Raw genomic sequence first — 24401 nt, forward strand, 5'->3', positions numbered from 1 at the left:
TCAGCCCGTGGTCAGATGCCTTGCGCAGGATCGGCACTGTGAGAACCAGTCGCGAACCGTCATCCGGATTCGACCGCCGTCCGAGGTCGGAGCACCTGTTCCTCCGTCGGAGCCTTCCCGCACCGCAGGGGTCGCACCTGCCCGTCATCGACGTCGTCCCGCCTCGGCGCACTTCGCGTCGTGAGGCGCGGGGACTCGAGCTGCCGACGGGCCGGCGCACCCCGGTCTACCGCGTCTTCGAAGCACTGCCGGCGGTCATCAGCTATACCGCGATCGCGCTCGTCTTCATCCTGCCGTTCATCGATCCGATGCTCGGCGCGGTCTACGTCCTCACGATCGTCGGACTGACGTTCGTGCGGGCGCTGCGCGGAGCCGTCGATGTCGCCCGCGGCTTCACCCGGTACCGGCGCAGCGCGCGAGTTGATTGGAGCGCCCGCCTCGTCGATCTCGAACGAGCCATTGCCGGACTCCCCGCCCTGCCTTATCCGCAGTGCGGCTTCCGGGCCGCCGACCATGCGGCGATCGTCGCGCGGGTGCGCGAGGACTCGCAGGCGGTGATGCGTCCCTCCCAGCTGCTCCACGCCGTCGTCGTCGCCGCCTACAACGAGCCGTTCGACGTCATCGCCGGAACCATCCGCACCCTGCTGCACACCTCGACCTCGCCGCGGCAGATCGTCGTCTTCTTCGCGTTCGAGGAGCGAGGCGGACCGGTGATGGCGGAGACGGCGCGTCGCCTCGCCGCCGAGTACGGCGACGGCTTCTTCGCCTTCGTCCCGGTCCGGCACCCGGCCGGTGTGCCCGGCGAGATCGCCGGGAAGGGGGCGAACATCACCCACGCCGGGCGGAGGCTGGCGAGCTGGGTGCGGGAGCGCGGGATCGACCCGGAGCGGGTCATCGTCACGAGCCTCGACTGCGACAACACCCCGCACGAGTCGTACTTCGACTATGTGGCCTATGAGTACGCGACGGCGCCCGACCGGGCGCGGCTGTCGTTCCAGCCGATCAGCCTCTACATGACGAACATCTGGGACGCTCCGGCACCGTCGCGGGTCGTGGCGAGTGCCAACTGCTTCTGGAACCTCACGACCACGGTGCGGCACTTCGCGCTGCGGAACTTCGCGTCGCATTCCCAGCCGCTGCCGGCGCTCATCGACATGGGGTTCTGGTCGAGGCGGACGATCGTCGAGGACGGTCACCAGTACTGGCGCAGCTGGTTCCACTTCGACGGCGACTACCGGGTCGTGCCCATCCACGTGCCGATCTATCAGGACGCTGTGCTCGCCGGGAGCTTCACGGAGACGATGGTCGCCCAGTTCAAGCAGCTCAGCCGCTGGTCGTACGGGGCCAGCGATGTCCCCTATGTCGGGGTGCGGGTCTTCGCCGGTGACGCGAAGTCGCCGTTCTGGCCCGGGTTCCTGCGCTTCCTGTCCCTCCTCGAAGGGCACGTCAGCCTCGCGTCGATCTCCGTCATCATCGCCGTGGGCGGGTGGATCCCGTTCGTCGTCGCCTCGCACACCGGTCAGGCGAGCGAGTTCATCGAGGCGATGCCGATGACCGTGGGGCTCATCCAGCAGATCGGCATGGTCGCGCTCCTCGTCTCGGTGCTCGTCTTCCGTGCCCTCCTGCCGCCGCGGCCGGTGCACGTGCCGGTCTCGCGGAGCGTGACGATGTGGCTGCAGTGGCTGCTCTATCCGCTCACGCTCCTGATCTTCAACGCCGGCACCGCGCTGTACTCGCAATGGTGCCTGCTCACCGGCCGCTACCGCGAGCGCTTCGACGTCACGGAGAAGGTGTCGGGAGCGTCCCTGCGACGCGCCGCCTGACGAAGCCGGGGTCGACCACTGGGGGTCGGGGGCGACCGGTTCATCGCCGAGGTGGTGCGAAGAATTTCCGCGCAACCTGGCCGATCTCGGTTCGGCCCTGCTAATCTAACTGTATGCGCACGCAAACAGATGGGTCCGCCGGCGTCGGCGAATCATGGTCGCACGTGGCCGTCTTCGCCGCCGCGGTCGATGCGAACCTCGACAAGTGGCTGACGGAGACCTACCGGCTCGGGCTCACTGAGTATCGGGCCCTCGGCTTCCTCCGGGTCGCGTCCGACCGGGAGCTGCGGGTCAGCGAACTCGCCCGCAGGGTCGGACTCAATCCGAGTTCGGTGACGCGGCTCGTCAGCCGGCTCGAATCGAAGGGGCTGGCGGTCCGCGATGTCTGCGCCGATGACGGCCGCGGGGTCTATGCGGTGCTCAGCGACCGGGGCGAGGAGCTCGTCAAGGAGATCGACGAGCCCTACGGTGCCCGTCTCCGCGATGTGCTCAGCCGCCCCGGGGTGCATTTCCCGGACTTCGACGCCGAGGCGGTCCGATCGTCACTGGGCGAGGTTCGTCGGCTCATCGGCGAGTGACGATGAGGCGGTCGCGCGGAATTTTTTCTGTCGTAATACCTGCATGTACACACAAATAACATGAAAGGATGCACGTGATGAGTTGGATCTATCTGGCGATCGCGGTGATCTTCGAGATCGCCGTCGGGATCGCTGCAGGCAAGGCTGCGGGATTCACGCGGCTGTGGTGGACGATCGCGACGCTGGTCGCCGGTGGCATCGCGACGTTCTTCCTCAGTTTGGCGCTGCTGACGTTCGACGTCGGAGTCGGGTACGCGCTGTGGACGTCGCTGGCCGGGGTGGGGATCGTCATCCTCGGCGCGCTCTTCCTGTCCCAGCGCCTGACCTGGAAGAAGCTGCTCGGAATCGCCGTCGTCATCACCGGAGTCGTCGGCCTCAACCTGGCGGGGTCGGCATGATGGACGCCCGCGGAACAGGTCATCAGCCTCCACTCACCTCGAACCGGAAGGGACACCCGCTCATGAGCGAACCGCACCGCAGCACCGACCCTGCGACATCCTCGGCGAAGACGGGAGCGTGGCTCGCGCTCCTGCTGGCCGGCGGCTTCGAAGTCGGGTACGCGCTCAGCGTCAACGGCAGCGCCGGATTCACGGAGCTCGGCTGGTCGCTGGTCGCCATCGTCTTCTTCCTCCTCACACTCTTCTTCCTCAGCGTCGCGCTCAAGCGCATCGACGTCGGCATCGGCTACGCGGTGTGGGCCGGCATCGGTGCGGTGGGCGCGGCGGTGCTCGGGCCGGTCTTCTTCGATGAGTCGCTCACCGCGGTGAAGGGATTCTGGCTCGCCGTCATCATCGCAGGCGTCGTGTGGCTCAAGCTCGCCGACAGTCCGACCCTCGAGGGCACGGCTCGGGATTCGGCACCCGGTCGGACGACGGAGGTCGAGTGATCCGCGGGTCGGGGGCGCGAGGATTATGGGTTTCCTCAGTCGAGTCTCAGGTCATCACCCTGTGGGGCCGCACGCCGGCGGCGTAGTGTCGAAGACATGAACTCACTCTTCGATTCCATTCGCAAGATCGGCTATCGCCGCGGCCCCGAGCGGATCGTCGGCGGCATCGCAGGAGGCCTCGCCAAGGTCACCGGACTCAACGTCTGGATCGTCCGTCTCCTCGTGCTCGCCTCGTTCCTCCTGCCGGTCCTCGGCGTCGGCGCCTACCTCGTCGTCTGGGCGATCACCCCGTGGCAGGACGGGAGCATCCCGCTCCAGCGTGCCTTCGGCGGTGGCGGCCGACTCGAGCGCTGACCCCACAAGCTCGCGTGAGCGGTCCCGGGCAGGACCGCTCACGCGAAGAGGCCCTGTGATCCCCTGTCAGGGAGGTATCACAGGGCCTCTGTGCGTCTGAGCTGATGTCTCCTGACCGCTCGCCGAGGCGGCCCACCGTCATCCAGTCTCGCCGCCGTCATCCGGTCTCGCCGCCGGCCTCCGCCTCGGCGAAGGCGGCATCGACGACGTCGAGGAACACCTCGAGGGTCGGTCCCGGATCGAAGAGGGCCGAGCGCACCATGACGCCGTAGAGCGGGGGCAGCTCTCGCGGCACCGGGACCGTGTTGACCGCACCCCAGACGACACCGACGCCGTCGAGGGGCATGAGCGCCACCGCCATGTCCGCCGCGACGAGGGGGAGGGCGGTCTGCAGAGTCGAGACCTGCTGCACGCTGCCCGGGGCGATGCCGAGCAGATCCCACAACTGCTGTGAGATCTCCACGAGACCGGGAAACCCGGTGATCTGCGACGGGATGACCCAGTGCGCTGACTCGAGCTCCGCCCTGCCCATGTTCGCTCGGCCGGGCGGCACGGCGATCGCCAGCGGCATCGTCGCCACCCCGCGCATCGTCAGCGCCGGAAAGTTCGCGGTGAGCGTGTCGACATCGGAGGTCACGACGAAGCCGATGTCGGCGCGCCCGTCCGAGACGAGGTCGAGCACCCGTGCAGGGAACGGATCCGAGAGGTCGACGGCGACCCCGGGTGCGGTCTCACGGAACGTCCGCAGCAACGGCGGCAGCCGTGACCACGAGAACGTCGGCACCGACGCCACCCGCAGCACTCCGGCCGTCCCGGCCCCGAGCGCGCGAGTGCGCTCGGCGATCTCATCGCCCCACTGCATGAGCCGAGCCCCATCCCTGGCAAGCTGCCGACCTGCCGGAGTCGGTGCCACCCCACGGGGCAGCCGTTCGAGCAGCGTGACCCCCAGCTCCGCCTCGAACGCGCGGATCGCCTGACTCAGCGGGGGCTGCGTCATGTGCAGCTTCTGTGCCGCAGCCGAGATCGACCCCTCGTCGACGACGGTGAGGAAGTACTTGAGACGCGTGAGGTTCATAGTCGCTCATTGTATGGGGTTAGCAGAACAAAGATATTTGTCATCTATCAGGCGAGGGCTGAAGCTGGTGGGGAGCCGATCGACGTCGATCCCGGCTCGACCCCGTCCAGGAGGATCGATGACGATCACCACCCGGCCCCCGTCCGCCCCGCTGACCGCCTTGCACCGCACGACTGCTGCCCGCCGCCTCGGTGCCGCCGTCCTCACCGTTCTCCTCGCGCTCACCGCCTCCGGCTGCGGAGTCGGGATGGGCAGCGCCAAGACCATCGGCAAGGACGACACGATCACCGTCGGCGTCATTCCCGTCGGCGACTACGCGTCGATCTACATCGCCGCCGACGAAGGCTACTTCGCCGAGGAGGGGCTCAACGTCGAGACCAAGGTGATGCAGTCGGCCTCCGCCATCGCTCCCTCGGTCATCAACGGTCAGCTCCAGTTCGGCACCTCCGCCACCCCACCGCTCGCCATCGCCTACGAGAAGGGTCTGCCGCTGGAGATCGTCGCCAACGCCGCGTCGAACGCCCCGACGGCCGAAGCCGATCCGACGGCGATCGTCGTCGGATCCGGCAGTCCCATCCAGCGCCCCCGCGACCTCGAGGGGAAGACGGTGGCGATCAACGCGCTCGGCGCGATCACACAGATCGGCTCCGCCGCCGCGGTGCGCGCCGACGGCGGGGACCCGACGAAGGTCGACTACGTCGTCATGTCGCTTCCCGACGGCATCGCCGCCGTCGAGAGCGGCCGGGTCGATGCCGCCTCGACGGCCGAGCCCTTCCAGGGACAGGTCGTGGCCGCCGGCGGCCGGATCATCTCCCATCCGCTCTTCGAGACCTTCCCGCCCAAGGCCACGTTCGCCGTCGCCTTCACCGCGAAGCCCTTCGCCGAGGCCAACCCCGAGGTCGTCGACGCCTTCGTCCGCGCCGTGAACAGAGCCAACGAGAAGGCAGCCACGGACCCGGAAACGGTGCGGAAGGTCCTCACGAAGTACGGCAAACTCGCCCCCTCGGTCGCCGAGACGATGCTTTTGCCGAGCTATTCGACCCAGGTCGACGCCGACGCCGTGCAGACGACCGCAGACCTCATGACCGACCTCGGGTTCCTCCCCGGCCCGGTCGACACGAAGGGGCTGATGCGCCCATGAGCACGACCACCCTCCGACCGCGGACCACCCCGACCGGCAGACGGGCGACCGATCGCCTGACCCGCAGGATCAATCTCGCCGCCGAGACCCCGGCCGGCAGATTTCTCTTCGGCTTCGGCGCGGTCCTCGCAGTGTTCGTCGTCTGGCAGATCCTCTCCGTCAGCGGCATCCTCCCCTCGGCCGCCATCCCCTCGGCGCTCCAGACGCTGGCGGCCTTCGCCGCCCTGCTCGCATCCCCTGCGTTCTGGTCAGCCCTGTGGGCCACCGTCTCCGTGGTCCTCCTCGGCCTCGTCCTCATCGTCGTCATCGCCACCCCACTGGCGATCCTCCTCGGTCTGGTGCGGTTCGCCGAGGAATCGGCATGGTTCGTCATCGAATTCCTCAAACCGATCCCGCCGGTCGCCCTCATCCCGCTCGGCCTGCTGCTCTGGGGGCCGAGCCCGGGGATGAAGCTCTTCCTCATCATCCTCGGCGCCATCTGGCCCCTGCTCACCCAGCTCATCTACGGGGTCCGCGAGGTGGGCGGCACCAGCGCGGACATGGCCCGCAGCTACCGGCTGGGGTGGTGGCTCACGACGAGCCGCCTCGTCGTTCCCTCGATGCTGCCGTTCGCGATGACCGGCCTGCGGATCTCCGCGGCGATCGCGGTGATCGTCGCCGTGGTCACGGAGATGATCGGCGGGGCCGACGGCCTCGGCCAGGAGATCGTCGTCGCTCAGACCGCCGGTGCCCTGCCGCAGATGTACGCGCTCATCGTCGCCACCGGTCTCCTCGGCCTCGCCATCAACGGCATCTTCCGAATCGCCGAGGCGCCGCTGCTGTTCTGGCATCCGTCCTACCGGAAGGAGGCGGCATGAGTGCGCAGAACCATCTCACCCTCTTCCTCACCCGCGCCTGGCTGCCCGTCGGTGCGGTCGTCATCTGGTGGTTCGCCTCGGCGAACAGCACCTCGCTCTACTTCCCGCCGCTGCAGACGATCCTGACAACGCTGTGGTCCGGCCTCCTCGTCGACGGTCTCGTCACCGATGTCCTGCCGAGTGTGGTGAAGTTCCTCATCGGCTTCGCCATCGCCGCTGTCCTCGGCATCGTGCTCGGCATCTGCATCGGCATGTCCTCCGCGCTGCGGGCGGCCACGGAGCCGATCGTCCAGTTCCTCCGCTCCCTGCCCCCGCCGGTCCTCCTGCCCATCGGGCTGCTCCTCTTCGGAATCGGGCCGTCGATGAGCGTGGCGATCATCGTCATCGGCGCGATCTGGCCGACCCTGCTCAACACCGTCGACGGTGTGCGCTCCCTCGACCCGCTCGTCAAGGACATGTCGCGGTCCTACCGGCTGACGATGCCGCAGTACATCCGGTTCGTTCTGCTGCCCAACGCCGGACCGCAGATCTTCGCCGGTCTGCGGACCACTCTGCAGATCTCCATCATCCTCATCGTGGTCTCCGAGATGGTGGCCTCGACGAGCGGCATCGGCTTCTATCTCCTCAATTCCCAGCAGACCTTCGCCGTGGCCGAGACCTGGGCGGGCACCCTCCTGCTCGGCATCCTCGGCTACCTCGCCAACCTCGCCTTCCTCCGCCTCGAACGCTATGTCCTGCGCTGGCAGTACGGCATGCGGGCACTGACCAGCAAAGGATGATCATGACACTTCAGCCCGAACCGACCGCAGCCGCCATCGACGGCGAGGTCCTCCTCGAACTGCGCGGTCTGCGCAAATCGTACGGCGACGTCGAGATCCTCGCCGGCATCGACGTCGCCATCCGCCGCGGCGAGTTCGTCTGCATCGTCGGCCCCTCCGGGTCGGGGAAGACGACCCTCCTGCGGTGCATGGCCGGACTGCTCAACCCCTCGGGAGGGCAGACCGTCTTCGAAGGCACCGAGGTGACCGGACCGCCCGCCGCACTCGCCGTCGTCTTCCAGGACTACTCGCGATCGTTGCTGCCGTGGCTGAGCACCGCGGACAACATCGCACTGCCTCTGCTCAAGACTGTCCCCGCAGCACAGCGGAAGGAACGGGTCACCTCGGTGCTCGATGCTGTGGGGCTCACGGGCAAGGGGAACCTCTATCCGTGGCAGATGTCGGGCGGCATGCAGCAGAGAGCTGCGATCGCGCGGGGCCTCGCCTTCCAGCCCGACGTCCTGCTCATGGACGAGCCGTTCGCCGCCGTCGATGCGCAGACCCGGATCGAGCTCGAGGATCTCGTCCTCCAGGTGCGCACCGACTTCGACACGACGATCGTCTTCGTCACCCATGACATCGACGAGGCGGTCTACCTCGGCGACACCGTCACCGTGCTCTCCGGCGCCCCGACGACCGTGACCCGCACCATCGACATCGACCTGCCGCAGCCGCGGAGCCAGGTCGAGACGAAGATGCTACCCGCCTACGCGGAATACCGCACCGAAGTCTTCGAACTCATCCAAGCCGCGCAGTCGCACGCGAGCATCGGATGAGTCCGAAGCCCACGAATTCCCACCGTCCGCCTCGGCGGGCCCGCACAGAAAGCAGGAACCATGCCCACTCATCGTCCACTCACCGCTGACGAAGCCTCCGCCTACCGCACCAAAGTCACTCTTCTCGGGACCGCCGGCGGCCCGCCGTGGTGGGATGATTCGGATCGGAACGGGATCTCCACGGCGATCACGGTCGGTGACGCGGTCTACCTCATCGACTGCGGTGAGGGATGGGGGCCGCAGTTCCGGAAGGCGGGACTGGGGCCGACGGGGTTCCAGAAGGGCATCGACAATCTCCGCAGCGTCTTCATCACCCACCACCACTCCGACCACATGGTCGACTACCCGAACCTCCTCATCCTCGCATGGCACAACGGCTCCGACGGGCTCAAGCAGCCGGTGCAGATCTACGGTCCGGGCGACCGCGGGGTGCTGCCGCCGATCTTCGACGAGGACAACAGGGACCCCATCCCCGAGGTGTTCAATCCGGAGTCGCCGACGCCGGGTCTCGTCGAGTCCTCGCAGCGGCTGCTGCAGGGGTACGCTCTCGACATCAACGACCGGATGCGCGACAACGCGAAACAGGACCTGCGGGAGATCTTCGAGTTCCACGACATCGAGCTGCCGGGCACGACCGGCTCCGACCCCAACGGCGACCCGACGCCGGCGATGGAGCCGTTCGAGGTCTACACGGACGAGAACGTGCGGGTCACTGCGATCCTCGTCGACCACCGGCCGATCTTCCCGGCCTTCGCCTTCCGGTTCGACACCCCGGATGGGTCGATCGTCATCTCCGGGGACACGGGAGTCTGCGACAACCTCGTGACGATCGCCAAGGGTGCCGACATCCTCATCCACGAGGTCATCGACATGGAGTGGATCGACGGCCTCATCGGGTCGGCCTCGCCGAACCCCGATCACAACCTCATGCAGCACATGCTCGCCGCGCACACGTCGATCGAGCAGGTCGGGCCGCAGGCCGAGGCGGCCGGGGTGGATACCGTGGTGCTCACCCACATCGTCCCCGCCGACGGTCCGGTCGAGAAGTTCCAGCAGGCGCAGGAGGGCTTCTCCGGCAACCTCGTCGTCGGTGAGGACCTCATGAACTTCGGTCTCGGGGAACCGCGCACCGACTGAGACCGCGTGACACCGCGGGCCCCGAGACCACCGCTGGTCTCGGGGCCCGCTGGCTTTCGCCTGGTCGGCTGCGGCCGCCTCGGCGCGCTGCGTCGGCTGGTCGGTTGCGACCGCGTCTAATCCGCAGTGACCGCCTCGGCGGCCTGTGTCGGCCGGCGGTTGGCTTCGACATCGACCCCGCGCATTCCCAGCAGGACGACGGCGGCGAGAAGGATCACGGCGCCCACGAAGACGTAGATCGCCTGAGGGCTCCACCCGCCGTCGAGCAGTGCCCCAGTCGCAATCGGTGCGATGATCGCGCCGATCCGACCGACTCCGATGCCCCAACCCGAGCCTGTCGAGCGCAGGCTTGAGGAGTACGACTGCGGAGTGAGGACGTAGAGGCCGGCGATGCAGCCGTTGATGAACATGCCGACAAGAACGCCGACGACGATGACGAGGGCAATCCACTGCGCGGTGAAGATGAAGATCGCCATTAGGATGGCGGCGATCACCGAGAATGTCGTGAGCACTTCGCGAGTCGACCACCGGGACGTGAAGAGTCCGAAGATGACCGACCCGATCGCGCCACCCAGGGTGAGGGCCACGGTGACGACGAGTGACAAGGTGGGGCTCAGGCCGGTTTCATTCATCAGTCGCGGCGTCCACGAGTTCACGAAGTAGAAGCCGAACATGATGATGAAGAACGCTGCCCACACGACGATCGTGACCCGGCGGTTGCGGGCGTTGAACAGCGCGGGAATGCCGCTGTCGGTATGGACCGATTCGGGAATCGGTGTGAGCTCGACCGGGCCCGTCTGTCCGAGACGGCGGGCGATCGTGTCCAACCGTCGCTGCGCGCTCGCCGGCTGTCGATTGTAGAGGAAGGACGGTGACTCGGGGACGAGCACGATGACGAGGATGAGGGCGATGATCGTCAGCGCGCCGCCGAAGACGAACACCGAACGCCAGCCGAAGCTGCTGATGAGCGAGACCATGATGGTTCCGCCCACTGCCGCGCCGACTCCGTAGCCGGCGGTGTAGATGCTGATGACGAGTCCGCGTCGTTTCCTCGACGCATACTCGGCGCAGATGACGTTGGTGCCGACGAGGATTCCTCCGATGCCGAGTCCGGTGACGACCCGCCAGATGCCGAGCTCCGTCGCCGAGGTGGCCGTGGCCGAGAGGAACAGACCGGCGCCGTTGACGATGAGGGCGATGATCGTCATCCGCCGGCGGCCGATGCGGTCGGCCACCGGGCCGAGAACAAGCGCTCCGACGGCCATGCCGAGCAGGGCCGCGCTCATAACCAGTCCCAGGGCGGTGCCCGAGAGTGAGAACTCCTCGGTCACCTGATTCGATGAGAAGGAGATCGCCAGGACGTCATAGCCGTCGAGGGCATTGAGGAAGGTGCAGATGCCGACGATGAGCCATTGGTAGGGCGACATCCGAGAGGTGTCGATGCGTTCGCGTAGATCCACGTTGGTCTCCGATTCTGCGAGCGGTTCATCTCGCGACGGTGCGAGATGGCTATAAGCATAGGGAAAAATATTGTGATCTGCATGACCGTCTCAGAACTTTGTCAGCAACTCAGAGGTGAAGTGCCCGTCTTCTGGATACCTATGGACATAGGCAAATGGTTGTGCCTATAGTTCGAGGGAACCCACGGCAGTGTTCACGAAAGGAACTGATCCCATGGTTGAGTCAACGGCGGTCCGACTTCTCGAGGATTTCTCGCTCGAGATGACCGGCAAGGATGTCGACGCACTCCGGGAGGCCGCCCCTGCCATCCCCGCCGGGACGAGGATCAACGTCACCTACCTCGGCAATGAGGATCTTCCGATGCGCGTGGCCGCTGCACAGGCGGTGCGCGAGCTCGGATTCACCCCGGTTCCCCACATCTCGGCCCGCCGTATCGCCTCCGAACAGAGTCTGCGGGAGTTCCTCGCCGCACTCCGGGATGCCGGAGCCAGCCAGCACGTCTTCGTCGTCGGCGGAGACCCGGCCGTTCCCGAAGGGCCCTACCCCGATTCGCTGACGATCATCCGCTCCGGGATCCTCCAGGACTACGGAGTGCGCGAGGTGAGCATCGCCGGCTACCCCGAAGGGCACCCCGACATCGAGGAGGCGACGCTGTGGGAGCACCTGTCGGCGAAGACCGCAGCGCTGTCCGACCAAGACCTCGGACAGGTCGTGCTCAGCCAGTTCGCCTTCGACGCCGACCGGGTGACGGCCTGGATCGCACAGGTGCGGGCCGCCGGCATCGACGCCGAGATCCGCGTGGGTGCGCCCGGGCCGGCCGGGGTCAAGCGGCTCATGGGCTACGCCCGGCGCTTCGGGGTCGGGGCGAGTGCGGGGATCGTGCGGAAGTACGGGTTCTCCCTGACCAACCTCGTCGGCACCGCCGGGCCGGATCGGCTGATCACCGATCTTGCCGCCGATCTCGCCGGCGCCGGTGAGGCCGCGGCGGTGAAGGCGCACTTCTACACCTTCGGCGGTCTGGCCGCGACGGCCGAATGGGTCCGCGACTTCGTCAAGGAGGCGTAGACCGTGAACCAGCTCGCTGAGAGCCGACGCGATCTCGCGACGCTCATCGTCACCTGCCCCGACCAACCGGGGCTCGTCTCCCTCATCACCGCCCTCATCGCGCGCAACAAGGGCAACATCATCTCCCTCGACCAGTACACGACCGATCCGCGCGGCGGCGACTTCTTCCAGCGCGTCGTCTTCCACCGTGAGGGTCTCAGTGCGGCGCTGCCGGAGATCGAAACCGACCTCGCCGCGACCCTCGGGCCCCACGAGATCGACTACCGCCTCGTCGAGGGCAGTGCCCTCAAGCGCATGGCGGTCCTCGCGTCGAAGAGTGACCACTGCCTCCTCGACCTCCTCTGGCGGCATCAGCGCGGAGAGCTGCCGGTGACGATCCCCCTCGTCATCTCCAACCATTCCGACCTCGCCGAGGAGGTGCGCCGTTTCGGGATTCCGTTCTTCCACGTCCCCTCCCAGGGGGAGGACAAGTCGGAGGCCGAAGCGCGGATCCTCGAGCTCCTCGACGGCAACGTCGACTTCGTCGTCCTCGCCCGGTATATGCAGATCCTCTCGGAGTCGTTCATCGACGACGCCGAGGTGCCGATCATCAACATCCACCATTCGTTCCTGCCGGCCTTCATCGGTGCCGCGCCGTACCGCAAAGCCAAGGAGAGAGGAGTCAAACTCATCGGTGCGACCGCCCACTACGTGACGAAGGACCTCGACGAGGGGCCGATCATCGAACAGGACGTCACCCGCGTCGACCACACGATGACGGCCGCTGACATGCAGATGCGCGGCGCCAACGTCGAACGCGCCGTGCTCTCACGGGCCGTGCGCCTCCATGCCGAGGATCGCGTCATCCGGCACGGCAACCAGACGATCGTCTTCACCTGACCCGTCCTCCCGGCACCCCCTGCCACCGCCGGTTCTGTTCCATTTAGAGCCATCCCCACCCCCAGAGAACTCCCACGCAAGAGAGACAAGAACAGAGAGGTTTGACACCATGTCCGACAACCTGCAGCAGATCCTCGATACGACCAACCCCGTCGACCTTCTGCGCAACTCCCAGATCGGCTCCTACATCTACCCCGTGGTCCCCGCGGACTTCACGAACTGGATCAAGGAGCAGAAGGCATGGCGTGACACCGCTGTGCTCTACGACCAGTCCCACCACATGGACAACGTGTTCCTCAAGGGCTCCGATGCGATCAAGCTCATCTCCGACACCGCGATCAACTCGGTGGCGAACTTCGCGGTGAACAAGGCCAAGCAGTACGTGCCGACGACGGCCTCCGGTCACGTCATCGGCGACGGCATCCTCTTCCGCGAGGCCGACGAGGAGTACGTCTACGTCGGTCGGGCGCCCGCCTCGAACTGGCTGCTCTTCCACGCCGAGACCGGTGACTACCCCAACCTCGACATCCAGGTCGACCGCCGCTCGCCGTCGCGTCCCTACGGTCACGCGGTCTCGCGGCAGTACTACCGCTTCCAGATCCAGGGACCCAACGCCTGGTCGGTCATCGAGAAGCTCAACGGCGGCCCGCTGGAGAAGCTCGGCTTCTTCAACATGTCGACGATGACGATCGCGGGCAAGGAGGTGCGGACGCTGCGCCACGGCATGGCCGGGGCGCCCGGTCTCGAGATCTGGGGGCCGTATGAGGACCACGATGTCATCCGTGACGCCATCGTCGAGGCGGGGGCCGAGTTCGGTCTGCTGCCCGTCGGATCGCGCGCCTACCCGTCGAACACCCTGGAATCCGGGTGGATCCCCTCCCCGCTGCCGGCGATCTACACCGGGGAGGCCGAGCGGCCGTTCCGCGAATGGCTCGGCGCCGACAGCTACGAGGCCACCGGCACCCTGGCCGGGTCGTTCGTCTCCGACAACATCGAGGACTACTACCTCACCCCGTGGGAACTCGGCTACGGCTCGTTCGTGAAGTTCGACCACGACTTCATCGGTCGCGACGCGCTGGAGACGATGGACCCTGCCGCTCAGCGGCGGAAGGTCACGCTCGCGTGGGACGCCGAGGACCTCGGCAGGGTGTGGACCTCGCTGCTCGACGTCGACGGACCGAACTACAAGTTCTTCGACCTGCCGCTGGCGAACTACGGGTCGGCGAACTACGACTCGGTCGTCGATGCCGACGGCAACGTCGTCGGGTTCTCGATGTTCACCGGCTACTCGGCGAACGAGCGTCGCGGTCTGTCGCTGGCCACCGTCGATCCCGACGTCCCTGAGGGCGCGGAGCTCTCGGTCGTCTGGGGTGAACCGGACGGCGGCACGAACAAGGCCTCGGTCGAACCGCACGAGCAGACCCAGGTCAAGGCCGTCGTCAGCCCGGTGCCGTACTCGACTGTGGCCCGCCAGACCTACCGCGGGGGATGGCGCACGGGTCAGAACTCCTGACCGCTATAGTCTGGAAGGGCTCGGGCACACAGCCCGGGCCCTTCCGTCGTTGTCGAGTGGTCAGAGTCGAATCCTAGGAGCACGCCATGAGTCTGCGGAACGCGATCCTCGCGCTCCTCCGCATCGGTCCGATGTCGGGCTACGACCTGCAGAAGCAGTTCTCCCAGTCCGTCGGGCACGTCTGGCATGCTCCGGATTCCCAGATCTACCCGGAGCTGCGCAAAATGACCGACCAGGGTCTCCTCACCGCCGAAGAGCAGGCCCGGGGAGCGTCGGGAATGCGGAAGGTCTATCACGTCACCGAGGCGGGGGAGCGGGAGTTCCTCGAGTGGATGAATGCCCCGCTGAAGTACCAGCGCACGCGCGATGCCGCGCATCTGCGGGCGGCGTACCTCGAGGCCGCCGACCCCGAGGCGATCGAGGAGTTCCTCAACGGTCATATCCGCCATTGGCAGGTCGAGCTGGAGACCGTTGAGGAGGAGATCTGCAAGATCGACACCCTCACCTCGCCGATGCTCAATCGTCGTCTCGAGGTCACTGAGGAGGGGGACCGGGAGGCGACCATCGCCTTCAAGCGCTACTCGTACGAGGGTCTGGCTGCGCGTGCTCGCGGCGAGATCCGGTGGGCCCGGGAGGGCCTGGCGCTCATCCGCCAGCTCGGCATCGCCGACGGCGTCGAGGCGCAGAGTCCGTGAGATGCCACGAGAGAGTGCTGCTCATCGTGCAACAGTGTGCGGGGAAGCCATGCCGGTGAGGAAATGCGCGGTGGGCCCCGTGGGGATCGAACCCACGACCCGCGGATTAAAAGTCCGCTGCTCTACCAACTGAGCTAGAGGCCCGGCCTCCGTCGGATCGGCATGGGTGTGCACCCACAGCGACGATCGGAGACTCCCCAATACTAGGGCCAGCGCACGCGTTTCCTCAAACGCGAACGGGTGCCCCGCGAGGTCCGCGAGGCACCCGTTGCATTCATCCGGCCATCCCCGAGTCCGCGGGCGGACTCAAGCGCCGGTGACGCAGGTCAGCGTCCGATCTGCTTCGATGATCCGTCTCCGCTCGACGACCCTGCCGAGTTGGCCGAATCCGCGTCGTACTTCGACGCGTCGACGCCGACACCGCTGCCGTCGTCGACGACCTCTCCGTCGACGTCCTTGTCCTTCTTCCGGCCCATCGACGTCAGGGCCTTGATCGTCCCGAGCAGCTTGTTGTCCTTCTTCTGGTCGACGAACTGCGGATCGGTCTCCAGCGGGAACACCGTCGGGGCAGCGCCGAAGGCCGTCTTCGACTCGTTCGCGACCTTCCGCGCCATCTGCGCGTTGACAACGCCGCCGATGACCGCGCCGATGCCGAAGGGCAGGAGGCGTCCGAAGAACGACCCACCCGCCCGCGCGGCGAACTTCTGGATGAAGGTCTTGCGCAGCTTCCGCAGCAGCATGTCGACGACGGGCGCCGGCAGCTGCTTCGTCACCGTCGCACCCCAGTCGCCGAGGAGGGCCTCAGGTCCCACGGACTTCTTCCCGAACCGCTGAACGAGGTTCTTCCCGTCCTTGCCGAGCATGAGGCCGAGGACGAGGGCGTTCGCCCGCGCCGGGTCATTGACCGGCAGGCCGTGGATCTCCGCGATCGACTGCGCGAAGAGCGCCGTCAGCTCGAGGAAGCCCGCGGTCTCCGCCGTCGCGAAGCCGACCGCGGCCATCGTGCCGATGCCGGGCACCGCCGCCGTCGCACCGACGGCAGCGCCGCCGGTCGTCGTCAGCGCGAGGTAGTGCTTGCGAATGATCTCGACGAGCTCCTCGGGAGTGGCATCCGGGTTCCGCCGGCGCAGCGACCGCACGTAGGCCAGGGCCACCGGACGCTGCACGGAGAGCAGCTTCGAGAGCACCGACTGCGTGCGCGGATTGATGGTTCCGTCCTCGTTGACCGCGAGTTTGGCCGCTCTGTCGAGGCCCTTCTGAACCATTGATGACTTCGCCACGGGAGTTCCTCCTCGTTCACTGTCGATACAAGTCGTCTTCACAAGATGTCTGATGAGACCGCCTGCTGCGGTGTCAGACCCGGATTCATTTTAGTAGGGGACACTGTGATTTTCGTAGGAGATTTGCCCGGAGATTCATGGGCGGTTCTTCTCGGAACTGTTGTCCACGACACATCCTATGTATACGATTCGGAGAAAAGCTATACGTTCCACCGCGTGCCGGCACCAGCACCTCCGGCAGCTCCCAAGGTCAGACCCAGCAGTGACCCGGCAGTGTCTCAACCATCAGCCATCACAGTGTCGTGAGGATCCCAACGGCGGGATTCGTCTGAGGAGAACACATGAAGAAGCGCCTCGCCACCGCGATCACGGCCGCAGCCGCCGTGCTCGCCCTCTCCGGCTGCGCCATGTTCCAACCCGTCGACTTCGACCGGGCCGCGACCGACGCCGTCGACCCGAACGCGATCACCCTGCGCTTCGGCAACGTCTACGAAGCCACCCACCCGGTCAACTCCTGCGGCCTCGAGCCGATGAAGGAGGAACTCGCCGACCAGGGCTTCAACGTCCTCATCTACCCCGCCGCCCAGATCGGCAGCGAAGCGGAGATGGTCGAGCAGGTCGCCACGGGCGCCCTCGACTTCGTCAACAGCGGGCCCTCGTTCCTCGGCGCGTGGCACCCGGAGGCCGCCGTCCTCGACGGCGCGTTTCTCGCCGAGGATGCCGCTGAGCTCCAAGCCGCGACGACGGGACCGATCATGACCGACGTCTTCGACGACATGGCCGCCGAGACCGACCTGCGGGTCGTCAGCAACTTCTACTACGGCGCCCGCCAGGTCACGGCGAACACCCCGGTGCGCACGCCTGAGGACCTCAACGGTCTGAAGATCCGCACCCCCGACGCCCCGCTCTACCTCACGACGCTCGACATCATGGGCGCGACAGCGACCCCGATGGCGCTCAGCGAGGTCTACCTCGGCCTCCAGCAGAACACGATCGACGCGCAGGAGAACCCGATCCCGACGATCGCCTCGGCGAAGTTCTACGAGGTCCAGGACTACATCAGCATCACCGAGCACATCGTCCAAGGCGTCTACCTCGTCGGCAACCAGCGCCTCCTCGACAGCATGGAGCCGGAGAAGCGGCGGACCCTCACCGAGGCGATCGACGCCGCCCGCGTCCGCGTCGAGGAGTGCACGGTCACTCAGGAGCGGGAGATCCTCGCCGAGTGGAAGGAGACCGGGGAGATCGAGGTCGTCGAGGACGTCGACATCCAAGCCTTCCGCGACCTCGTCGCCGCCGAGCTGCCGACCCGGGTGAGCTGGGGCGACACCTACCTCGCGGTGAAGAAGTCCCTCGAGGACGCGCGCACAGCGGCGGGAGAGGAGAACTGATGAACCCGACGACCCCGAACCCCGACCCCAATTCCAAGACTCCCGACCCGAACCCGCAGACCCCTGACCCGACCGGCCCAAACGACCCCGGCCTCCAGTCTCCCGGCACCGACAACATCGCCGACGCCGAGGCGACCCAGGCCTTCGAGCAGGACTCCTTCGAACGCCGCAGCGGCCTCTACCGAGCGGCGATCACGCTCGAGCGCACGATCGGCATCCTCCTCATGGTCGGCGTCTTCGTCCTCGTCATGCTCCAGGTCATCACCCGCTACGTCTTCGATTCGCCGCTGTCGTGGACCGAGGAGGTCGCCCGCCTCACCCTCGTGTGGCTGACCTTCATCGCCGCCGCCTTCGTCTCCTCCCGGCGCTCCCACATCACCGTCGATCTCATCGCCACTGTCGTCCCCGCCGCCGTCGGCCGGGTGATCGGCACCTTCGCCCGCCTCGTCGTCCTCGCCGTGTCCGCGTTCATGGCGGTCTCCGGGATCATGATGGTCGACATCGTGGCAGCGATCGCGATGCCCGCCTCGGGGCTGCCCACCGCGCTGCTCTACCTCGCCGCGACCATCGGCTTCATCCTCATCTTCATCCACACGGTCATCGAGATCATCATGGTCGCGAGGTTCCCCGAGGAGAACCCCGACACCGTCGACTCCACCGCCCAGCTGGAAGGCCTGTGACATGACCCTCATCCTCATGCTCGCCGCCCTCCTCCTGCTCCTCGCCCTGCGCGTGCCCGTCGGCATCGCCCTCCTCGTGCCCTCGCTCGTCTACATCGTCACCGACCCCTCCTCGAGTCCGGCTCTCGCCGTCCAACAGGCGACCTCCGGGGTCTTCGACTTCGCCATCCTCGCCGTGCCGATGTTCATCCTGCTCGGCAACCTCGCGAACATCTCCGGGGCCACCGACCGCCTCTACGACGCCGCCGTCGCCGCGATCGGCCACGTCCGCGGGTCGCTCGGCTACGTCAACATCCTCACGAGCTTCGGCTTCTCCTGGGTCTCCGGTGCCGCGATCTCCGACGCCGCCGCGATGGGCCGCATCCAGGTGCCGGCGATGATCCGCCGCGGCTACCCCGTCGGCTTCTCCCTCGGCGTCACCGGCGCCTCCTCCCTCATCGCCCCGATGATGCCGCCGTCGATCCCGGCGATCATCTACGCCGTCACCGCCGGGGTGTCCGTCGGCGCGCTCTTCATGGCCGGCATCGTCCCCGCCGTCCTCCTCGTCCTCACGCTCAGCGCCATGGTCTGGGTCCTCACCCGCAAGCGCGACGACCTCCGCCTGCCCAAGGCTTCCCGCGCCGAACGTGTGAAGTCCGGCCTGCGCGCCCTGCCGCCGGTCGGTGCCGCCGTCGTCATCCTCGGCGGCATCCTCTCCGGCATCTTCACCCCCACCGAGGCGAGTGCCGTGGGCGTGGCCTACATCGGCATCCTCGCGATCGTCTACGGCAACTTCACGTGGGAGAAGGTCCGCCACGCCCTCGTCACCGCCGTCGAGACGACCGGCGGCATCCTCATCATCGTCGCCGGCGCCGCCCTCTTCGGCTGGGTCCTCGCCCGCGAACAGGCACCCCAGCTCGCCGCCGAGGTGCTCCTGTCGATCACCGACCGCCCGATCGTCTTCCTCATCCTCGTCAACCTCCTGCTCCTCCTCATCGGCTGCGTCCTCGAACCCACCTCGGCGATCCTCATCCTCGTCCCGGTCCTCCTCCCCGTCGCCGAGGTGTTCGGGCTCAGCCCCGTCCACTTCGGCATCATGATCATCTTCAACCTCCTCATCGGCCTGCTCACCCCACCGGTCGGCCTCGTCCTCTTCGTCCTGTCCTCGGTGACGAAGTACCCGGTGACAACGGTGATCAGGGGAACGATGCCGTTCTTCATCCCGATGCTCATCACCCTCATCCTCATCTCCGTCGTCCCGTTCCTCAGCCTGTGGCTGCCGAGCCTCCTCGGCTACGCCGTCTGACCGTCCACCCCACCAGAGAGGTTCCCTTCCCGTGTCACTTCCCATCGCCGCCTCCGCTCGCCGAGGAGGTCATCCGTCGTGAGTCTCCGCGACCTCCTTCCCGCCGAGGCGACCGGCACGTTCCTCGGTCGCCTGGCCGTCCCGTCCCGGCCCGCTCCCGTTCCCGTCCTCGTCACCGGCGACGAGGTCCGTGACGCCTCACGCGTCGACGTCACGGTCGCCGGGATCCTCGACCATCCGGAGGCGATCGACCGGCTGACCGCGCTGACCTCGCATCCGCCCGCCTGGTCGATCGATGACATCGTCACCCCCGCCGAGGCGGTCGCCGGGGCCGCTGACCGCCCCGTCCTCCTCGCCCCGATCGATCTCCAAGTCATCAAGGCCTGCGGGGTGACGTTCGCCGGTTCGATGATCGAACGCCTCATCGAGGAGCGCTGCGACGGTGACCCGAACCGCGCCGAGGCGGTGCGGACCGAACTCGCCGCGGCCGTCACCGCCGACCTCGCAGCGATCCGCCCCGGTTCGGCCGAGGCCGCCCGGCTGAAGGCCGCGCTCGTCGCGAAGGGCTGGTGGTCGCAGTACCTCGAGGTCGGTCTCGGCCCTGACCCCGAGGTGTTCACCAAAGGCCCCGTGCTCTCGGCCGTCGGCTCCGGCGACACCGTCGGGATCCCCGCCTTCTCCGCGTGGTCGAACCCCGAACCCGAACTCGTCCTCGTCGCCGACTCCCACGGCCGGGTCCACGGGGTGACGATGGGCAACGACGTCAACCTCCGCGACGTCGAGGGCCGCAGCTCCCTGCTGCTCGGCATGGCCAAGGACAACAACCGTTCGACCGCGCTCGGCCCGCTCATCCGCCTCTTCGATGCGACCTTCGACCTCGATGACTCCCGCGGCCTCGACCTCACTCTCACCGTCACCGGCGACGACGGATACACACTGTCGGGCATCAACTCCGTGAGCGCGCTCAGCCGATCGTTCGAGGAGCTCCTCGCCGCCGCCCACGGACCCCACCACCAGTACCCCGACGGGTTCGTCCTCTACACCGGCACCCTCTTCGCCCCGACCGCGGACCGTGAGGAGGAGGGGCTGGGATTCACCCACCGCCTCGGCGATGTCGTGACGATCACCGGCGATCGCCTGGGCACGCTGACGAACGTCGTCGGACGGTGCGAGGACCTTCCCACCTGGGACTACGGCATTCGCTCCCTCCTTCGTGACCTCACCTCAGGACAGCGATAGTGTCGGTGTTGACAGGAGTGGGGGCGGATGTCGCCAGTGCGTCGGGGAAGGATGTCGAGATGACCGGACGGGACACGGCCGCGGAATCCACCGTCTACGCGAGGATCAGGTCGATGATCCTCGACGGCACCGTGCCGCCCGGTGAGCGGATCACGATCGACCGCATGGCCCGTGAGCTCGGGGTGTCCCAGACGCCGGTGCGCGAGGCGATGCAGCGCCTCGAAGGCGACCGGCTCGTGCGCACCCGGCACCCGCGCGGCTACGCGACGACCCCGCTGCTCAGCCGCCGCGACCTCGAGATGATGATCGAGATGCGGCTGCTCCTCGAACCGTGGGCCGCGAAGGTCGTCGCCGCGGACCGGGGATCGAATCCGGGGCGCGCCCTGTGCGAGGAGATCAATGCCTTCCGCGACGGTCTCGGTGCCTCCGACGGGAAGGGTGCCTCCGACGGGAAGGGTGCCTCCGACTGGAAGCAGGAGCTCTCGCAGCACGACACGCGCTTCCACACCCGCATCCTCGAAGCGACCGGCAACAGCTTCCTCCTCGACGCGTATCGGCAGATGCACCCGCACCTCCACCTCTTCCGTCTCTTCCCCGGCGACCCGCACGGCACCGACACCGTGTCCGAACATGCCGAGATCGCCCAGGCCATCGCCGACTGCGACCCGCAGGCGGCGGAGGCGGCGATGCGCACCCACATCCTCCGTGCGCTCGAGAGGTTCTCCGCGAGCACCGCGGACGCGGCTCCCGGGCAGGAGCCCGCAGACGGCGCCTCGGGACGGGAACCCGCAGCCGCGCGCTCCCACGTCCTGGGGGCCGGAGCCTGCGAACCGGACGGCGGCTCATGAGATTCCGAGTCGACTCCCTCACCGGCTTCGCCGCCTCCGCCCTGACCGCCTGCGGGGTGCCTGGCGCCGACGCCGCCCTGACCGCCCGCTCGCTCGTCCAGGCCGATCAGCGCGGCATCCACTCCCACGGGCTGCTGCGCCTCCCGCTCTACGTCAGCGCGCTCACCGCCGGAGGCATCGCAGCACAGCCCCAGGTCGCCTTCGTGCGGGACAACGGCGCCTCCGCCGTCCTCAACGGCGGCAGCGGCCTCGGCCAGGTCGTCATGCAGACCGCCGTCGACTGGACCGTTCAACGGGCCCCGGAGTACGGGGTGAGCTGCGTGGCCGTGGAGAACTCGAGCCACTACGGGGCCGGCGCGTTCTGGACCGACCAGCTGGCCGCACGGGGCATTGTCAGTCTCCTCACCTCGACGACCGGCCCCACCGTGGCCGTCCACGGCGGAAGCGCGAAGGTCATCGGAACGAACCCGCTCACCCTGGCCGCCCCGACCGCCGAGGGCGAGCCGCTCACCGTCGACATGGCCACCTCGGCGGGAGCCTTCGGCAAGGTCATCGCCGCCCGCAATGCCGGACGCGACCTCCCCGCCGGCTGGGCCGTCGACGCCGAAGGACGCCCGACGACGGACCCGGCCGCGGCCGCCGAGGGGGCGCTCGTGCCCTTCGGCGGCCACAAGGGGTCGGGACTCGCGGTGCTGCTCGAGGCGCTGAGCGCATCGCTGACCGCCGCGACGTTCGCCCACGAGACGCAGGACATCTGGGACAACCCCGCCTCGGCGATGAACAACGGACACCTCCTCATCGCGATCGACCCCGCGGCGTTCAACGGCCGCGACACCGCCGAGGCGAAGGTGAGCGCCCTCGCCGCCGCCATCCGTGGCTCCGGCGCCGGCGTGCGCCTGCCCGGCGAGATCGAACACGAGACCGAGGCTGCCCATGCCGAGAGCCTCGACCTCGACGACTCCACTGCCGAGGCGCTCACCGCCCTCGCCGACCGGCTCGGCCTCACGCGACCGCAGTGACGCCTCTACCCGTGCCCAGCCTCGGCGACTAGACTGCACGCACGATGAATGAACGCCCGTACCACCGCCCCGTGCCCCTCGCCGATCTCGACGCCGTGAGCGACCCGAGCGATCCGGTCACCCGCTCGGAGACCTCGCATGCCACCGCCGCGCTGCTGCTCGGCGACTGCCGCGGTAACCGCGACGAAGCCGCGACGCGGCGGTTCATCGACCTCGCCGACGACATCGGTCTCGAAGTCATCGCCGAGATGTGGTCCGCGGCCCCCGCGGTCTCGGCCCCCGGGGCGCTGTGGCGCCTCTACGCCCTCCGGGAGTGGATCGTCACCGCACCCCGCGAGGTCGCCGACCTCTTCGACCTCGGCCTGCGCCGCACCACCGAGGGCATCGGCCTCACAGAGATCCTCGCCGGAGTCGAGGTGCCCGCCGGACCCGACGAGGTGGCGCGCGCGATCGACGAGATCCTCGCCGGCGCCTTCCGCGGCGACGTCGTCATCGCCCTTCTGCGGGCGGGCGCCTTCGTCGGCATCTGCGCGGCCGGTGCGAACGACCCGGACACCCGCACCCGCCTGCAGCAGCTGTCGAAGGACCTCGGCGACGCGGGCATGGCCCGCCGTCACGGCGGACTCGAGTGACGCCCGAGGTCACGGGCGCGCGGGACTGAGGGGCCGCCTCGGCGGGGGAGTTCTGGTACCTGCTCCGAATGACGATGCTCAGCCCCGAGATCAGCCGTTGGGGACTGTGAGATTTTTCAACGTCGTCCGAGCGTTCGCGGGGTAGACGCACGGCGAGGAAGCGGTATCGTGGGAAGCGGCCCTCGGGCCATCCGGACGTTGGATCGTTGAAGCCCCGGGCTCCAACCTCAGCCGCTTCGAGCGGCCTATCGCCGAGAGGCGCTCTCGGTTCAGCGTCCGGGTCATAACTTCACCACAGAGCATTGGCGCGACATGCACACCGTCCGGCGGCGGGGCAGGAGGAATCGCATGCGGCTGCGACGGGTACCGCAGGACACTGTGTTCTACGAGCGGATGGCCGATCTCGTCGGACAGATGCGACAGTGCAATCTCGTCCTCGCCGAACTCTCCGGCTCCGACGTCGGGCAGCGCCGTGAAGTCGCCGACCAGCTCCGGGAGATCGGCGATCGGGCCGATGAGGACATGGGTGCGGTGCTGCGGGCGCTGCGCGAGAACTACATCACCCCGTTCGACCGCTACGATCTCTACCTCCTGTGCCACCACATGCGCGAGATCTGCCACCTCCTCCACGGGGCCGGATTCGTCCTCGCCTCCGAAGCCTTCGACACACTGCCCTCGGGGGTGCTCGAGACCCTGGCCGTCCTGTCGAACCAGACCGACCACACCTCGCGGATGGTGTCGAAGCTGCCGGGCAAACTCGACCAGTGGGACTACGTCGACGCGATCAACCGGCTCACACACCAGGTCGAGACCCTCCAGTGGCGGATGTCCGACGCCGTGCCGAACTCGAAGCGCGGACTCACCTACATGGCCGCGGTGTCCCAGCTCGGGCAGGCGTTCGTCCGCGCCGCCCACGGCTTCACCGAACTCGGCAAGGTCGTCGCCTCGATCGCGATCAAGGAGTCCTGA

25 protein-coding genes and 1 tRNA gene are annotated in these 24401 nt (G+C 67.6%); 22 read left to right on the forward strand and 4 right to left on the reverse strand.

All coding sequences use genetic code 11. The annotated features are described in order from the left end of the window. Positions 1 to 38: 38 nt before the first annotated feature. The 5 genes from FJ887_RS02170 (at position 39) to FJ887_RS02190 (ending at position 3641) form a co-directional block, all read left to right on the forward strand. Positions 39 to 1823: a glycosyltransferase family 2 protein gene (locus FJ887_RS02170; RefSeq protein WP_137825796.1), complete on the forward strand. Its 1785-nt coding sequence runs from the start codon at positions 39 to 41 to the stop codon at positions 1821 to 1823. A 113-nt stretch (positions 1824 to 1936) separates the two neighbouring features. After that, entirely contained in the window at positions 1937 to 2401 is a 465-nt protein-coding gene (locus tag FJ887_RS02175; RefSeq protein ID WP_137825795.1) for a MarR family winged helix-turn-helix transcriptional regulator, read from the forward strand. A 77-nt stretch (positions 2402 to 2478) separates the two neighbouring features. After that, on the forward strand, positions 2479 to 2799 hold the full coding sequence (locus FJ887_RS02180; RefSeq protein WP_137825794.1) for a DMT family transporter: 321 nt from the start codon (positions 2479 to 2481) through the stop codon (positions 2797 to 2799). 62 nt (positions 2800 to 2861) lie between these two features. Next, positions 2862 to 3287: a DMT family transporter gene (locus FJ887_RS02185; RefSeq protein ID WP_137825793.1), complete on the forward strand. Its 426-nt coding sequence runs from the start codon at positions 2862 to 2864 to the stop codon at positions 3285 to 3287. A gap of 96 nt (positions 3288 to 3383) precedes the next feature. Then, a complete protein-coding gene (locus FJ887_RS02190; protein WP_137825792.1) occupies positions 3384 to 3641 on the forward strand; it encodes a PspC domain-containing protein in 258 nt (85 codons plus the stop codon). A 157-nt stretch (positions 3642 to 3798) separates the two neighbouring features. Here FJ887_RS02190 and FJ887_RS02195 read toward each other — a convergent pair whose 3' ends face one another. Continuing rightward, entirely contained in the window at positions 3799 to 4716 is a 918-nt protein-coding gene (locus FJ887_RS02195; RefSeq protein WP_137825791.1) for a LysR family transcriptional regulator, read from the reverse strand. A 118-nt stretch (positions 4717 to 4834) separates the two neighbouring features. Between FJ887_RS02195 and FJ887_RS02200 the strand changes: the two genes are divergently transcribed. The 5 genes from FJ887_RS02200 to FJ887_RS02220 are packed head-to-tail and all read left to right on the forward strand — an operon-like array spanning position 4835 to position 9445. Further along, entirely contained in the window at positions 4835 to 5857 is a 1023-nt protein-coding gene (locus FJ887_RS02200; protein ID WP_181365614.1) for an ABC transporter substrate-binding protein, read from the forward strand. Then, a complete protein-coding gene (locus FJ887_RS02205) occupies positions 5854 to 6714 on the forward strand; it encodes an ABC transporter permease (protein ID WP_140954827.1) in 861 nt (286 codons plus the stop codon). Before FJ887_RS02200 ends, FJ887_RS02205 begins: the two co-directional genes overlap by 4 nt. After that, on the forward strand, positions 6711 to 7493 hold the full coding sequence (locus FJ887_RS02210; RefSeq protein ID WP_140954826.1) for an ABC transporter permease: 783 nt from the start codon (positions 6711 to 6713) through the stop codon (positions 7491 to 7493). Before FJ887_RS02205 ends, FJ887_RS02210 begins: the two co-directional genes overlap by 4 nt. 2 nt (positions 7494 to 7495) lie before the next feature. Next, positions 7496 to 8308 (forward strand): ABC transporter ATP-binding protein, encoded by an 813-nt coding sequence (locus FJ887_RS02215; protein WP_137825744.1) that lies wholly within the window; start codon positions 7496 to 7498, stop codon positions 8306 to 8308. A gap of 60 nt (positions 8309 to 8368) precedes the next feature. Then, positions 8369 to 9445 (forward strand): MBL fold metallo-hydrolase, encoded by a 1077-nt coding sequence (locus FJ887_RS02220; RefSeq protein WP_137825743.1) that lies wholly within the window; start codon positions 8369 to 8371, stop codon positions 9443 to 9445. A 116-nt stretch (positions 9446 to 9561) separates the two neighbouring features. On the opposite strand, the gene FJ887_RS02225 is transcribed toward FJ887_RS02220, so the two are convergent. Continuing rightward, positions 9562 to 10905 (reverse strand): MFS transporter, encoded by a 1344-nt coding sequence (locus FJ887_RS02225; protein WP_137825742.1) that lies wholly within the window; start codon positions 10903 to 10905, stop codon positions 9562 to 9564. A 214-nt stretch (positions 10906 to 11119) separates the two neighbouring features. On the opposite strand from FJ887_RS02225, the gene FJ887_RS02230 reads away from it, so the two are divergent. The 4 genes from FJ887_RS02230 to FJ887_RS02245 all read left to right on the forward strand — a co-directional run bounded on the left by FJ887_RS02230 (position 11120) and on the right by FJ887_RS02245 (position 15058). Next, positions 11120 to 11971: a methylenetetrahydrofolate reductase gene (locus FJ887_RS02230; protein WP_137825741.1), complete on the forward strand. Its 852-nt coding sequence runs from the start codon at positions 11120 to 11122 to the stop codon at positions 11969 to 11971. A gap of 3 nt (positions 11972 to 11974) precedes the next feature. Next, complete coding sequence (gene purU, locus FJ887_RS02235; RefSeq protein ID WP_137825740.1) at positions 11975 to 12850, forward strand: formyltetrahydrofolate deformylase; 876 nt, start codon at positions 11975 to 11977, stop codon at positions 12848 to 12850. A gap of 109 nt (positions 12851 to 12959) precedes the next feature. Next, on the forward strand, positions 12960 to 14363 hold the full coding sequence (gene ligM, locus FJ887_RS02240; RefSeq protein ID WP_137825739.1) for a vanillate/3-O-methylgallate O-demethylase: 1404 nt from the start codon (positions 12960 to 12962) through the stop codon (positions 14361 to 14363). Positions 14364 to 14449: 86 nt separating this feature from the next. Further along, positions 14450 to 15058: a PadR family transcriptional regulator gene (locus FJ887_RS02245; RefSeq protein WP_137825738.1), complete on the forward strand. Its 609-nt coding sequence runs from the start codon at positions 14450 to 14452 to the stop codon at positions 15056 to 15058. Positions 15059 to 15129: 71 nt separating this feature from the next. On the opposite strand, the gene FJ887_RS02250 is transcribed toward FJ887_RS02245, so the two are convergent. Together FJ887_RS02250 and FJ887_RS02255 are read right to left on the reverse strand one after the other, a co-directional pair. Next, positions 15130 to 15202, reverse strand: a tRNA-Lys gene (locus tag FJ887_RS02250). 182 nt (positions 15203 to 15384) lie between these two features. Further along, positions 15385 to 16338: a hypothetical protein gene (locus FJ887_RS02255; protein WP_137825737.1), complete on the reverse strand. Its 954-nt coding sequence runs from the start codon at positions 16336 to 16338 to the stop codon at positions 15385 to 15387. Between the two features lie 341 nt (positions 16339 to 16679). On the opposite strand from FJ887_RS02255, the gene FJ887_RS02260 reads away from it, so the two are divergent. The 8 genes from FJ887_RS02260 (at position 16680) to FJ887_RS02295 (ending at position 24401) form a co-directional block, all read left to right on the forward strand. After that, positions 16680 to 17729: a DctP family TRAP transporter solute-binding subunit gene (locus tag FJ887_RS02260; protein ID WP_137825736.1), complete on the forward strand. Its 1050-nt coding sequence runs from the start codon at positions 16680 to 16682 to the stop codon at positions 17727 to 17729. Next, positions 17729 to 18409 (forward strand): TRAP transporter small permease, encoded by a 681-nt coding sequence (locus FJ887_RS02265; protein WP_137825735.1) that lies wholly within the window; start codon positions 17729 to 17731, stop codon positions 18407 to 18409. The genes FJ887_RS02260 and FJ887_RS02265 overlap by 1 nt, the downstream gene beginning before the upstream one ends. Position 18410: 1 nt before the next feature. Next, positions 18411 to 19694: a TRAP transporter large permease gene (locus tag FJ887_RS02270; protein ID WP_137825734.1), complete on the forward strand. Its 1284-nt coding sequence runs from the start codon at positions 18411 to 18413 to the stop codon at positions 19692 to 19694. A gap of 78 nt (positions 19695 to 19772) precedes the next feature. After that, the gene (locus tag FJ887_RS02275; RefSeq protein ID WP_137825733.1) at positions 19773 to 20933 is read left to right on the forward strand and encodes a fumarylacetoacetate hydrolase family protein; all 1161 of its coding nucleotides are present in this window, start codon (positions 19773 to 19775) and stop codon (positions 20931 to 20933) included. Between the two features lie 59 nt (positions 20934 to 20992). After that, positions 20993 to 21781 carry a GntR family transcriptional regulator gene (locus tag FJ887_RS02280; RefSeq protein ID WP_140954825.1) on the forward strand — a complete coding sequence of 263 codons (789 nt, stop codon included), beginning with the start codon at positions 20993 to 20995 and terminating at the stop codon, positions 21779 to 21781. Beyond that, positions 21778 to 22800 (forward strand): Ldh family oxidoreductase, encoded by a 1023-nt coding sequence (locus FJ887_RS02285; RefSeq protein ID WP_137825731.1) that lies wholly within the window; start codon positions 21778 to 21780, stop codon positions 22798 to 22800. The genes FJ887_RS02280 and FJ887_RS02285 overlap by 4 nt, the downstream gene beginning before the upstream one ends. A gap of 44 nt (positions 22801 to 22844) precedes the next feature. After that, the gene (locus tag FJ887_RS02290) at positions 22845 to 23432 is read left to right on the forward strand and encodes a hypothetical protein (RefSeq protein WP_232623704.1); all 588 of its coding nucleotides are present in this window, start codon (positions 22845 to 22847) and stop codon (positions 23430 to 23432) included. 348 nt (positions 23433 to 23780) lie between these two features. Then, on the forward strand, positions 23781 to 24401 hold the full coding sequence (locus FJ887_RS02295) for a DUF47 family protein (protein ID WP_137825730.1): 621 nt from the start codon (positions 23781 to 23783) through the stop codon (positions 24399 to 24401).

Origin of the sequence: Brevibacterium sp. XM4083, from assembly GCF_006489205.2 — a bacterium.
Taxonomy (GTDB): Bacteria; Actinomycetota; Actinomycetes; order Actinomycetales; family Brevibacteriaceae; genus Brevibacterium.

What these genes read in the sequence shown, in the direction of transcription:
- FJ887_RS02175 (WP_137825795.1), top strand. Translation starts at nt 1,937, where the DNA reads ATGCGCACGCAAACAGATGGGTCCGCCGGCGTCGGCGAATCATGGTCG.
- FJ887_RS02180 (WP_137825794.1), top strand. Translation starts at nt 2,479, where the DNA reads ATGAGTTGGATCTATCTGGCGATCGCGGTGATCTTCGAGATCGCCGTC.
- FJ887_RS02185 (WP_137825793.1), top strand. Translation starts at nt 2,862, where the DNA reads ATGAGCGAACCGCACCGCAGCACCGACCCTGCGACATCCTCGGCGAAG.
- FJ887_RS02190 (WP_137825792.1), top strand. Translation starts at nt 3,384, where the DNA reads ATGAACTCACTCTTCGATTCCATTCGCAAGATCGGCTATCGCCGCGGC.
- FJ887_RS02195 (WP_137825791.1), bottom strand. Translation starts at nt 4,716, where the DNA reads ATGAACCTCACGCGTCTCAAGTACTTCCTCACCGTCGTCGACGAGGGG.
- FJ887_RS02200 (WP_181365614.1), top strand. Translation starts at nt 4,835, where the DNA reads ATGACGATCACCACCCGGCCCCCGTCCGCCCCGCTGACCGCCTTGCAC.
- FJ887_RS02205 (WP_140954827.1), top strand. Translation starts at nt 5,854, where the DNA reads ATGAGCACGACCACCCTCCGACCGCGGACCACCCCGACCGGCAGACGG.
- FJ887_RS02210 (WP_140954826.1), top strand. Translation starts at nt 6,711, where the DNA reads ATGAGTGCGCAGAACCATCTCACCCTCTTCCTCACCCGCGCCTGGCTG.
- FJ887_RS02215 (WP_137825744.1), top strand. Translation starts at nt 7,496, where the DNA reads ATGACACTTCAGCCCGAACCGACCGCAGCCGCCATCGACGGCGAGGTC.
- FJ887_RS02220 (WP_137825743.1), top strand. Translation starts at nt 8,369, where the DNA reads ATGCCCACTCATCGTCCACTCACCGCTGACGAAGCCTCCGCCTACCGC.
- FJ887_RS02230 (WP_137825741.1), top strand. Translation starts at nt 11,120, where the DNA reads ATGGTTGAGTCAACGGCGGTCCGACTTCTCGAGGATTTCTCGCTCGAG.
- ligM (WP_137825739.1), top strand. Translation starts at nt 12,960, where the DNA reads ATGTCCGACAACCTGCAGCAGATCCTCGATACGACCAACCCCGTCGAC.
- FJ887_RS02245 (WP_137825738.1), top strand. Translation starts at nt 14,450, where the DNA reads ATGAGTCTGCGGAACGCGATCCTCGCGCTCCTCCGCATCGGTCCGATG.
- FJ887_RS02260 (WP_137825736.1), top strand. Translation starts at nt 16,680, where the DNA reads ATGAAGAAGCGCCTCGCCACCGCGATCACGGCCGCAGCCGCCGTGCTC.
- FJ887_RS02265 (WP_137825735.1), top strand. Translation starts at nt 17,729, where the DNA reads ATGAACCCGACGACCCCGAACCCCGACCCCAATTCCAAGACTCCCGAC.
- FJ887_RS02270 (WP_137825734.1), top strand. Translation starts at nt 18,411, where the DNA reads ATGACCCTCATCCTCATGCTCGCCGCCCTCCTCCTGCTCCTCGCCCTG.
- FJ887_RS02280 (WP_140954825.1), top strand. Translation starts at nt 20,993, where the DNA reads ATGACCGGACGGGACACGGCCGCGGAATCCACCGTCTACGCGAGGATC.
- FJ887_RS02285 (WP_137825731.1), top strand. Translation starts at nt 21,778, where the DNA reads ATGAGATTCCGAGTCGACTCCCTCACCGGCTTCGCCGCCTCCGCCCTG.
- FJ887_RS02290 (WP_232623704.1), top strand. Translation starts at nt 22,845, where the DNA reads ATGAATGAACGCCCGTACCACCGCCCCGTGCCCCTCGCCGATCTCGAC.
- FJ887_RS02295 (WP_137825730.1), top strand. Translation starts at nt 23,781, where the DNA reads ATGCGGCTGCGACGGGTACCGCAGGACACTGTGTTCTACGAGCGGATG.